Origin of the sequence: Reichenbachiella ulvae (genome assembly GCF_025833875.1) — a bacterium.
GTDB classification, from domain to species: domain Bacteria; phylum Bacteroidota; class Bacteroidia; order Cytophagales; family Cyclobacteriaceae; genus Reichenbachiella; species Reichenbachiella ulvae.
The window spans coordinates 4,990,338-5,001,945 of the sequence record NZ_JAOYOD010000001.1 but is presented as its reverse complement, the minus strand read 5'-3'; the positions used below and the strand labels follow the sequence as shown (position 1 = coordinate 5,001,945).

11 protein-coding genes are annotated in these 11,608 nt (G+C 43.4%); 3 read left to right on the top strand and 8 right to left on the bottom strand.

What is annotated here, in order from left to right:
• A complete protein-coding gene (locus N7U62_RS20600) occupies window positions 1-366 on the top strand; it encodes a hypothetical protein (protein ID WP_264140000.1) in 366 nt (121 codons plus the stop codon).
• Between the two features lie 414 nt (window positions 367-780).
• Here N7U62_RS20600 and pelA read toward each other — a convergent pair whose 3' ends face one another.
• Window positions 781-1,887: a pectate lyase gene (gene pelA / locus N7U62_RS20595; protein WP_264139999.1), complete on the bottom strand. Its 1,107-nt coding sequence runs from the start codon at window positions 1,885-1,887 to the stop codon at window positions 781-783.
• A gap of 579 nt (window positions 1,888-2,466) precedes the next feature.
• Window positions 2,467-4,353, bottom strand: a complete 1,887-nt coding sequence (locus N7U62_RS20590) for a toxin-antitoxin system YwqK family antitoxin (protein WP_264139998.1) — start codon at window positions 4,351-4,353, stop codon at window positions 2,467-2,469.
• Between the two features lie 241 nt (window positions 4,354-4,594).
• Between N7U62_RS20590 and N7U62_RS20585 the strand changes: the two genes are divergently transcribed.
• A complete protein-coding gene (locus N7U62_RS20585; protein WP_264139997.1) occupies window positions 4,595-5,107 on the top strand; it encodes a PaaI family thioesterase in 513 nt (170 codons plus the stop codon).
• A 1-nt stretch (window position 5,108) separates the two neighbouring features.
• On the opposite strand, the gene N7U62_RS20580 is transcribed toward N7U62_RS20585, so the two are convergent.
• From N7U62_RS20580 to prfB, 4 genes are all read right to left on the bottom strand, one after another.
• A complete protein-coding gene (locus N7U62_RS20580; protein WP_264139996.1) occupies window positions 5,109-5,639 on the bottom strand; it encodes an inorganic diphosphatase in 531 nt (176 codons plus the stop codon).
• 116 nt (window positions 5,640-5,755) lie between these two features.
• Window positions 5,756-7,084, bottom strand: a complete 1,329-nt coding sequence (locus tag N7U62_RS20575; protein WP_264139995.1) for a YihY/virulence factor BrkB family protein — start codon at window positions 7,082-7,084, stop codon at window positions 5,756-5,758.
• Between the two features lie 2 nt (window positions 7,085-7,086).
• The gene (locus N7U62_RS20570; protein ID WP_264139994.1) at window positions 7,087-7,986 is read right to left on the bottom strand and encodes a Ppx/GppA phosphatase family protein; all 900 of its coding nucleotides are present in this window, start codon (window positions 7,984-7,986) and stop codon (window positions 7,087-7,089) included.
• A 10-nt stretch (window positions 7,987-7,996) separates the two neighbouring features.
• Window positions 7,997-9,095 (bottom strand): peptide chain release factor 2 gene (gene prfB / locus N7U62_RS20565; protein WP_264139993.1). Its coding sequence is split into 2 segments (ribosomal slippage): window positions 7,997-9,034 and window positions 9,036-9,095, totalling 1,098 coding nucleotides; the frame shifts between segments, so codons are not numbered across the junction.
• Between the two features lie 267 nt (window positions 9,096-9,362).
• On the opposite strand from prfB, the gene N7U62_RS20560 reads away from it, so the two are divergent.
• Window positions 9,363-9,821 carry a hypothetical protein gene (locus N7U62_RS20560; RefSeq protein ID WP_264139992.1) on the top strand — a complete coding sequence of 153 codons (459 nt, stop codon included), beginning with the start codon at window positions 9,363-9,365 and terminating at the stop codon, window positions 9,819-9,821.
• Window positions 9,822-9,878: 57 nt separating this feature from the next.
• Here N7U62_RS20560 and N7U62_RS20555 read toward each other — a convergent pair whose 3' ends face one another.
• Window positions 9,879-10,940 (bottom strand): branched-chain amino acid aminotransferase, encoded by a 1,062-nt coding sequence (locus N7U62_RS20555; protein ID WP_264139991.1) that lies wholly within the window; start codon window positions 10,938-10,940, stop codon window positions 9,879-9,881.
• Between the two features lie 106 nt (window positions 10,941-11,046).
• A complete protein-coding gene (locus N7U62_RS20550) occupies window positions 11,047-11,598 on the bottom strand; it encodes a cob(I)yrinic acid a,c-diamide adenosyltransferase (RefSeq protein WP_264139990.1) in 552 nt (183 codons plus the stop codon).
• Window positions 11,599-11,608: the final 10 nt, after the last annotated feature.

Here is an 11,608-nt window from a genome sequence, read left to right as displayed (position 1 = left end):
GTGATTCGTTTCATCGCCAGGCATATTACCAGACCGCTCAGTGTGCTACTGAGTATTTACATGATCAACCTCTCTATGGATGCCGCTGATCAGGAAGGTCGCTTCGATCCTAGTGTCAACGAGATCGAATCCATCGTAGAGTTTGTCTATGAGATTGTATTGGATCAAACCAATTTTTTCCCGGAACAAGACGAGCCTGATCCGGAGAACAAAACCTGTCTCTTGCATCTGTATCCTATGGTCTGTGCTGATTCGTTTCAATTAAGAGACCCTTTTGGATTCCCTATTGATATCAAGGGTAATTGGCCGAGGATTAATTATACAGACCCTTTCTTATCTATTACACTTCCTCCGCCTCGGAGCTAATCGATTTTCTTCTTGCATGTAGAACCCGAACGCATGATGTCCCGGTTCTTACAGCTCCCCCTACATCCTATAGTGATCTCTAGTGCTACAGTATGCACATGCATGCTATCTGTAGTAGCAGTATAGGTCATCCATAGGCAGGGAACTATTTTCTAATACTATATGATAAATCGAATCCTATGAAAATCGCTATGGGACTCCTGTCCCTCCTATTTCTGGTACCTCTATATGCCATTGTGAGAAATCGTGGCATGTTCATCATCCTACTAACGGCCTGTTTTATCCGAATGCTGTATTTCATTCACACCACTATACTAGTAACATGATCTGGATCGTAATCTTTTCTATCGGCATCACCCTGCTAGGCGTCTGGATAGGCTCTAAGCAAGGAGCTCAAAAATAATTTTATTCATGCTATTGCACGCCCCACTTTTCACACCATTTGGGGTAGTCCTCTACTAGCGTCTGCTGTGGCCAACTGCCGAACCATCGGTAGCCCACGCGGCGTTCGTAGCTGATCTCTGATAGGGAATACAAAACGATAGACCGGCGATCAGAGAAGATCGGATAGTTAGTGCCGATTTCATAAAAGCGTGCCCAGAGAGGCTCGGCATTCATGGGATCGAAGGCTACCAATTTGTCAAAACCTCTGGGTAGGGTATCATCTTCCTTTCGAATGATTCGAACATCGGTCAACTTCACTTTTTCGAACCATGCAACTGCTCCTTTCACTGCTGCTATGACTTCAGGACTGGGATTATCGATGGACATGAGATACTTTAGGATTCCCACACTCTCACTGCCACTAAGGGAGATATGTTCATAGGCACGAGCCTTGGCAGGCGCTAAGGTCACAGGGTCATGCTGGGCACACCATACGGTGAGCTCAGCATTCACTTTTACCTGCATCTTCAGGATCACCTCTAGCCCCTTGTCAATGGCTTCTTTTGCGCGCTTTATTCTGGTGGGATCTACGAAATCATAGGCTCCATCCACGACTTGACGGAGCTGCCACATGACACCCATCATAGCTCCATCATTGAAAGTGATATTTTCATAATAGCCTTTCTTCAATGGATAAAACTGCGGCCAGCCTCCATTGTCATATTGCGCCTCCAGGAGATAATCTAAGCCTTTTAAGAAGGCCTTCTTGTACTTCTTCTCACCTGTCCTTTCATAGACACGAGCTAGAAATCTCATCTCGGTATGTGTAGCGCCATTGTCAATCGTAGTTTCACTTAGATCGCTATCCGGGTTACTTTGTTCTTGCTTGATCGCTTTGATTTGGGCTGCATCCAGTGGAGCGGCCATGTCGACATTCTTAGCCCATCCCCCATTAGGGTGCTGATAGATCAACACCTGATCGGCGATCCTTAGCGCCTCCGGACTTCCGTACCAATCGGCCTCCTGTCGCAGGGCTTGTCGCCAGGTCATTGGGGTGTCTTGGGCATTCACTTTGTATAAGGAAAACAAAGCCGATACCAGTACAATTAGTGCTTGAGGAAAAAAGTATTTTGTCATAGTCAATCAAATCTGATGAGCAATTTACTGTTAATCATGAAAGCAAAAAAGAGGCTGTCTCAAAAGTCTTTCTTTGCCATGTTGAAAGGCTAAGCCTTAGTTTTATAAGGCCACAAATGCTAAATGACCTAATAGTAAAAGATGCTAAAACATTGGCTATTACTAATACGTCATTGGTACCAGTGGGAGACCAGCTTACCGGACAGGCAGGAATCTATAAGCGATCCACAGATCAAGAAACGCAAATTACATTCTTGTCTTTGTAAGACTGTTGGATTTGCATTTATCGCTTAGATTCCTCGTGCGTCGGAATGACACAACGACTGTGGCATATGCTAGCATTTGCGATTGAAAAAACTAAACAGTTCTGTCCTTCCAACGATAGGAGGAACCCGAGGCGATCCACAAATCAAAAAATACAAGTTTTACTAACACGTCATTAGTAGCCAAGTCGAAACATTAGTTACACTTTTCAAAGGTACATTTCCTGGGCGTCCGACAGTCGGGCGACTAAGCTCAATGTGTCAAACTCTATTTTCTGAATCTATTGAGACAGCCTCTTTTACATGAGAATTCCTTTTAAAGCAAGGTTTCTGAGACGAACTCTCCCTCTTCATAAACCTCCTTTTTGGCCTGGTCACCATTTTCAGTATAAAACACCTGCTCGCCTATTTTCTTTCCATGGTCAAAACTCGCCGTACTTTCAATCGCTCCATTCTCAAAATACCACGTCCACTCACCATGCTGCTCACCCTGAACCATGATCCCCTGAGACATAAAGCCTCCACTTTCGAAATAATTGGTATATGCTCCGTCCATAAGCCCTTCTTTATATTCAATCTCCGATTGCATCACTCCCGAATTGGGAAAATAAGTAGTCCAGATTCCCTGTCTCAATCCATTAGATATCAATCCTTCTTCAGAAGCAAACTCCGACTCTGGATAAAAGGAAACATATTCCCCTTCACCATTCTCCACCATTAGTTTACCTATTTCAGACCAAGCCGATTCTATGACAAACAGATCATCTTTATACTCTCCCAATACGCTAGCCTGACCATTGGCATGGTATGACTTCCAGATCCCTGATCTTTTTCCCTTTTCAATCTTACCCTGCTCTGAAAGTTGGCCATTGGCATGATAGTATCGGACGGATCCCACACCTTCTTCTACCATTAGCCTTCCGTCTCGATCCCAATCTTTCATTATTTTGGCACCATCCGCATCATAGATTACTTCCTGACTAATGTTACCTTCATAAGTATAAAACTTCCATAGCCCCTCATTAGATCCTTCCTTGAACTCACCTGTTGCACTCAATTTCCCATTATCGTGATAGAATTTCCAAATGCCTGTTTCCTTTCCTCGATAATAACTGCCTTCACTCGCCACCTGACCATTCTCGTAAAAAGAGAGGGAGGCACCCGATTTTCTTCCCAACTCAAAGTAAACTGAGTCGGTCATTTGTCCTTCCGGAACATAATGGCGATACAGGCCATGAAAAAGGCCATGCTGGTAACCGACAGATTTCATTAAACTACCGTCTTCATAGTAGTACAGCCAGGTTCCTTCTTCCCGTCCTTCTTTATAATCCCCCTGTATCTGAGTCTTGCCATTGGGATAGTAGTAGATCCAGGTTCCCTCCTCTTGACCATTCACCATTTCTCCTTTTGACAGCAACTCTCCTGTTTCGTAATAGTATGTCTGAGGTCCCGACACACCCCTGGATAGTGAGTAACCCGAAATAGACAGCAACACAAAAGCCCCAATCACCAGCGGCAAGCGGAGTTTGGCATATTCGGGAGTTAAGTCATCAAGATGTTGTGCATTTTCAGGAAGTTTTCGAAAAGCAAACTTATATCCCTCTACTATGGCAAATCCATAAAACAGTAGATCCATAGGACTAAAAGAATCGATAAAAACTTCCACTATCAAGTCAAGATCCATCAGCATCAGGGTATTCCAATAACTGAGCTGCTGATACTCTGCAATAAAGCCGACCTGGCTAAACAAATTGCCAAGTGCACAACCAAGCAAGGCATAAAAAGCCCCAATGAATCCATAAATCGATTCGACCCCTGCGCCAAAAAAACGTACACCAACTCCTGCAGCCAAACCAACTGCAATCGCCATATAACCTATCTGATATTCGGTCGCCACTGTAATAGCTGCCCAAATGAAAGCACAAATCACCGATACGAAGAGCCCCCCTACCAAAGCATAGACAATATCCTGATGAGATTTTAGCTCAAGTATCTTTTCGTCAGACAAACCCGGAATCGCTTCATGAACTGATAGCTCTTCATAATTGACTTGCTCTTTTACAGATTCGTCCTTGTCAAAATCTTTACACTCTCCTTCGAAGTCTGCCTTTTGGTCTGTAAGGCTACAAAGCAAACCTTGCTGAAGGTCCATTTTCCTTTTCGTACATTTCTTGCAAAATGCCAGTTGTTCCTCTCTTGTCATTGTTATTGATGTTAAAGTCAATAGATACCAAACTCGCCCGGTGAAATACTTTATCACCGAACTGGGTTAATCCAACAAAAATCTTCTCGAAATGCTGCGGGAGGCAGGGCATATACCCTGCCTGGTTTGTCAAGAATAAGACAAATAATTGAGAGTCGCAAGCCCGAAAAAGCTACTTACTGAGAATGAACACTTTAGAAACAGCAGCTTTCAAATCAACACTTTTGATTAAATTCAAAGCATGAACAACAACACCCGACACACATATACCGACTACCAGCGCCGGTATTGCCAGCAATTCACCAACCCCTGGAAACTGAGACTTTATCTTCTGGCCAAACTTCCTATGGGATGGCTGAGCGGCATGCAAGTGTTGGAGATTAATGAGGAGAGAGCGGTAACCACCGTAAAGCATCGCTGGCTCAATCAAAATCCTTTTGGATCGATGTATTTTGCCGTGCAGGCCATGGCAGCAGAACTCTCGACTGGTGTGCTGGCACTTACAGCTACCAAAGGGGTCAAACCCAAAATCTTAACCATCATTACTGCGAATGATGCGGAATTCGTCAAACAGGCAAAAGAAAGAATTTACTTCAGCTGTGAGGGAGGACAGGAAATATTAGCGGCAGTAGAAGAGGCTAAGAACAGCACAGATAATGTCACTGTCAGCGTGAAGGTAGAGGGTAAAACAAAAAATGGAACACTGGTATCAGCGTTCCATTTTTCCTGGAGTTTTAGGGCTGTTCAGCCTTAGTTCATCCAAATTTCAATTGGTAATCTTCGATACTTTTCTTGACGATTTCCATGGCGACTTCTTTGTTCTGAAAATCTTCTACCTGTACAGATTTGTTTTCCAATTTCTTATAATCCTCAAAGAAAGATCTCAGTTCTTTCACAAAGTGGGGAGGTATCTCAGAAATGTCCTGATAGTGATTTACACTCATGTCATTAGAGGCTACCGCGATGATTTTATCATCTGCTTCGCCTTCATCCAACATGCGCATCACACCGATTACATTGGCCTGTACAATACACATCGGTACTACCTCGATCTGAGACATGATCAGGATATCCAATGGATCTCCATCGTCGCAATAAGTACGAGGGATAAACCCGTAATTCGCCGGATAATTGATAGAAGAATAAAGTACACGATCCAATTTCAATAGACCGCTTTCTTTGTCCAATTCGTATTTTGCTCTTGTATTTGTTGGTATTTCTACGATACCCGTTACCACTTCTGGTGCTCCTTGTCCGATGCGGACATCATGCCAGGGGTTCATCATAATATTCAGTTTTGTATTGATTGCGGCGCAAAGGTACTACTTCAAACGGAAAGCAGCACACATCCGCCATAAAATGACTATTTTGGAGAAATCGCAGGTTTTGAACCACCCTGGGATCATAGATCCTTGAGTAGTTTGTTGTTGGCTGACGACTCCCTTTCACCTCTCAGCAGTTTCATCTGCTGATGGATAATTCCAACTTCTTTATTTCTTTCGTCGTAGAGACCGTCCACTCCATATTCATCCAACTTTCTGAGGACATAGTTCATATCAATTTTGTTGATATCCAAAGAAGGCACATAAACATGCGCCGACTCATCCTCACTAAGACTCTTGGTCAGCACACCGCAAGTCACGAGCTTATTGACTGCATTGGAGACAAAACGATGAGGAATCCCCAGATGATTGGATAAAGACATTTTGGTATAGGCCGGCTCTCCTGCTTCGAATGCTTTGACAATCGCATGCATAACCGCAAGAGCAATTTTTCTTCTTTCAGCCAGACTAAATTGAATATTTTTTTCTTCAGGAATAAACTCAGACTCCACCTGAACTGCATAGGACAATTCGCCTCCTACAAAAACAATCGTCCAACTGAGCTGGTTAAAAACAAAAAACAATGGCAGCACAGCCAAACCGCCATAGACAGCTCCATAGTTACCCATCAGGAATGAGAAATTAATGAAGCCCCACTGAATCACCTGAAACAAGGAACCTGCTATCACTCCAGCAATGAAACCACTTTTGAAACTGACCTTGACATTGGGCATGATCACATAGATCATCGTAAAAAGCAGCCAAATCAAAACAAATGGAGATAACTGCACGAAGAAAGAAGCCACGGGTGTCATCACGTCTTCGAATGCACTATTGGCACTAATAGATCTCAGTTTGTTCTCTACAAAGATGGTCACCCCACTCGACATGATAATCAATATCGGAGCGATGGTCAACAGAGCCAGGTAATCAGTAAATTTTCTAATGAGGTTACGTGAGCGCTGCTTGCCCCAGATGTCGTTAAACACCTCCTCTATATTATTGAGCAAACGCATGACTGTATAGAAAAGAACAAGTACGGACACCCCTACAATAATTCCTCCTTGTGTATTGTCCAGCATGTTTTGTGCATAGCCGAAAATGGCATCCTTCACCACATCCTGACCCAAAAACAATCTATCCAGTTCCTTTTCTATCATTTTCTCCAATCCAAAGCCCTTGGAGATGGCAAACACGATAGCAACCAATGGCACAATCGAAAGAATAGATAAATAGGTAGTGGCAGAGGCTTTCAGAATAATTTTATCCTTCTTGATCTCATAAATGATGATCAGCAGAATACGCATCAACTTATTGGCAATGGCTTTGATACCCTTTTCGTTGGATCGCTTCCAAACGTCCGACTGGATATATTCCATTCCTCTGTCCAGGTAGGTCTTTAACTTCATATCTAGTTGTTGTAACTAAATTTTCCTTTAGAAATGTTCTTTTCGTATAGGTAGGTCATGATACCATCTTTGAGACCGATATTCGGAACGATGATCTCTTTGGCACCTGCCAGTTTCATAGCCGTGATATAGATCTTAGAAGCAGGAACAATAACGTCTGCCCGGTCGGGGTTCAGTTTCAGTTTGTTCATCCTTTCTTCATATTCCATTTTTAGGAGCTTCCTGCGCATTTTCTCTAGCTCATCGAGTTGTACCACGCCGCCCTTCACTCCATTGATCAATTCAGACAGTTTTTTGATGTTACCCCCTGTACCCAGCGCGATGATTTCTTCATGATCAGGCAGGTGGTCGGCCACCCAGCTCTCCATCTTCTCCCAGGTCTCTTTGTTCTCTCCATATTTCAATAGACGAACCGAACCGATCTTGAAGGAGCGTGAGGCAATCTTTTCACGATTCTTGTAAAGAATCAGCTCTGTACTACCCCCACCCACATCGATGTGCACGTGATTCTTTTCTGTGATATGAAACATGATCACCCGATTGATCATATCTGCCTCCATCTTACCAGAGATGATATTGATCTGTAGACCGCAGGTTTCTTTTACCCGGTCGATCAGTTCCTGGCCATTTTCTGCCTCACGCATGGCAGAAGTGGCTATAGCAAAACAATCGTCCACCTTATAAAGATCGACGATTGTTTTGAAGGCAGTCATCAACTGAACGAAGCGATCCATGGTCGATTCGCTCAGGCGTTGCTCACCTTCGAATACATCCGCACCCAATCGCAAAGGAAACCTCATGAAGTGAAGTTTTTTGAAGGTGGTTTCATCTCCATATCGGATGACATTCGTCACCTGAAAACGTACACCATTGGATCCAATGTCGATTGCTGCTAGTTTCATAGGCTCACTTTTATTGTACTTCCGGACCGGAAGTCTCTTCCATCAAGAAAGCCTTAATATAATCATTTAAATCACCATCCAGTACATTTTGAACATCCGTTCTTTCTACACCGGTACGAGCATCCTTGATTAATTTGTAGGGGTGCAAAACGTAGTTTCGAATCTGGCTACCAAAATCAATTTTCATCTTGCTGCTTTCGATCTCGTCGCGTTTAGCATTTCTCTTTTCTACCTCTTTTTGATAGAGCTGAGATTTCAGCATCTTCAGCGCGTGCTCCTTGTTGGCCAGCTGCGATCGCTCGATCTGACAGACAATTACAATACCGGTCGGCTTGTGTGTCAACTGTACCTTGGTTTCTACCTTGTTTACGTTCTGACCACCGGCACCTCCTGATCGGGAAGTTTGCCATTCGATATCGCCCGGATTGATTTCGATCTCAATCGTATCGTCCACTACAGGATACACATATACCGAAACGAAAGAAGTATGTCTCCTTCCTCCTGAGTCAAATGGTGAAATCCTTACCAAACGATGCACACCGATCTCAGATTTGAGATAGCCATATGCAAATGGGCCTTCGAACTCCAAAGTAGCCGCCTTGATACCCGCAGTATCTCCTGCCTGGTAGTTGACCTCTTTGACTTTGTAGCCATTTTTCTCCCCCCACATCACGTACATGCGGTAGAGCATACTGGCCCAGTCCTGACTCTCGGTCCCTCCTGCGCCCGGATTGATCTCCATCATCGCACCTAATTGGTCCTCTTCACCACTCAGCATGCGCTTGAATTCGAGTTCCTCTAGAGCCTCCAATGTTTTCTTATACTCAGCATCGACTTCTGACATTTCTACCTCGTCTGCTTCGTAAAACTCATATAGGGTATCTAAATCGTCGGCAAGTCCTTTGACTTTTTCGAAACCATCAGTCCAAACTTTTTTGGCTTTAATCAGCTTCAGTATTTTTTCAGCCTCTTTTGGGTCATTCCAAAAATCTGGCTGTGTCGTGATCGACTCCTCTTCTTCTACCTCTTTTACTTTGACATCATAGTCAAAGATACCCCCGAAGTGCTTCGACTCGGGCCATTATTTCCTTCAGTTGATCTGCTGTCATTCTCTTTTTCGATTCTATAATTGAAAGGCCAAATTTATAAAGCCCCTCTGACATAGCCCTCAGATAAGTCGGAATGTTAGAAAATAATCCTTTTAGTATAAATTAGATTCTCTAATTTTGCACTCCCGAAGGCAAAACCTTAAATAATAAGGTCACAAATGGTGGATGATTTATTTTGAATCTATAACAACAGATCTCACAAATACGTCATTAGTAAACAGGCAAGGGCTTAATCAGCACTTTTTTAGCACAACCCATAATTGAGTAATGAAAAAACTGCACGAAGCGGAAGACGGAATTTTAGAATTTGACGAAGAAAAGTCGACCTTGATTTTCACCTGGAAAGGTGAGGTCAGTGAAGACACAGTGGTCAGGATTTTCAAACAAGCAGCCAAGGCGGCCATGATGGTGGATTCGATCCATTGGTTGATCGACCGTCGAAAATTAGAAGAATATGATGCTGGAGCGAGAATCTGGATCAAGAATGATTTCATCAACAAATACGGCGAAGAGCTGATCGAAAAGACTGACAAGATCGCAGCGGTAATCTCCGACAATGCAATGGCCCAGGTATCCTCCAACGTATTGATAGATCTGATTGCTGAAAAGAATCCGGAAATCAACTTCCAGCAGTTTGATACACCCATACCTGCGAGCAATTGGCTGATCGGACAAGTCCCAAAAGAAGAACCTAAGAAGAAAAAAGGTTTTTTCAGAAGGGGTTAATTACTGAACTCAAAAAAATAGACATAAAAAAGGCAGCCCTCTGAGCTGCCTTTTCTTTTATACTTTATAAACCCATCCGTGTGGGTCGGGCTTTCTACCCATTTTGATATCGTCCAGTTCTTGAAACAGCTTGTCAGCCAAAGGAGTCTCTGTTGGCAAATCATACTTCTCACCTTCGAAACCAATCATCTTGATTTTCGAAATGGTTGCCGCCGTACCTGCTCCGAAAGCCTCTTGCACCTTTCCTGCTTTGAATGCTTCCAAAAGCTCATCGATACTCAGACGTCTCTCTTCTACCTTCATCCCCCAGTCACGAGCCAAAGTCAACACACTGTCTTTGGTGATTCCATTCAGGATACTATCGCCAGCCGGTGCTGTGATCAAGGTATCATCGATGTAGAACAACAAATTCATGGTTCCTGCCTCCTCGATGTACTTATGCTCTTTCCCATCTGTCCAGATCAACTGGTGATACCCTTCCTTCTGAGCTTGAAGTGCCGGATACAAAGATGCCGCATAGTTACCAGCAGTCTTAGCAAATCCCACTCCACCGGAAGCTGCTCGGGTATAATGTGTCTCGATCTTCACATTGACAGGTTCAGAGTAATAAGCCCCTACCGGCCCGGTAAAAATCAAAAATTTATAAGTCATAGATGGACGAATCCCCACATAAGGATCATCAGCAAAAATGACAGGTCTAATGTAAAGTGAAGTATCTTTTCTCGTTGGGATCCAAGCCTCATCCAATCTCAAAAGCTCTGACATAGCCTCCATAAATAGATCTTCAGGAATCGGAGGTATACACATACGCTCTGCGCTGATGACCATTCTTTTGGCATTGGCTTGCGGTCTGAAAACATGAATATCCCCAGAATCTGTCTTATAAGCTTTTAAGCCTTCGAACACAGATTGGGCATAGTGTAAAGTAGCATTAGCCGGGCTGATGGATAAATTCGCATAAGGCTCTATCCTAAAATCTTTCCATTCACCATCTGCATACTCTGCCACAAACATATGGTCGGAGTACACTTTGCCAAACTCTATATTGTTGAAATCAACCTGACTAATCTTAGATTGCTCCACTTGTTTGACATCAAATTCAATTGTGCTACTGCTCATGTCTATTCAATTTTATTTTCGCTCTTTTTCGATAGAAAAAAAGTAAAGGCTAAGATACGGAATTTAGCACGGTTTCAGCCTCAGCTTTTTTGAATTTTCATTGCAATTAATTGCTTTCCGGTCTCCAGGGCACCTCTTCTACATGCAATCTCAGGGACATCCACCTACTCAATACAAAAATATAATCCGAAAGCCGATTGAGATAAACCTGCACTTCGTTAGAAACAGTATCCTTTTGCCAGAGGGCAATTACGTTCCGTTCTGCCCGTCTGCAGATCGTTCTGGCGATATGCGCAAAAGATACAGATTGATGCCCACCGGGTAACACAAAATGAGTCATGGGTGGCAATTCCTGATCCAGCTGATCGATCGCCGCTTCCAATTCTTCGGTAGCCTGCCTGCTGACCGGCGGCTTTTTTACTTGCGTTTTCGCTGGATCTGTGGCCAAGTCTGCCCCCACCACAAAGAGTTGATTTTGGATACTGATGAGCAATTCTTTGTGCTCCTTATTTACTTCCTGATCACGAAGCAATCCCATAAAACTATTGAGCTCATCTATGGTTCCGTATGCCTCAATTCTCAAGTCTGATTTGTATAGTCGGGTCCCTCCCAATAAACTGGTTTGCCCCTCATCGCCGGTCTTTGTATATACTTTCATTTTTTGTACT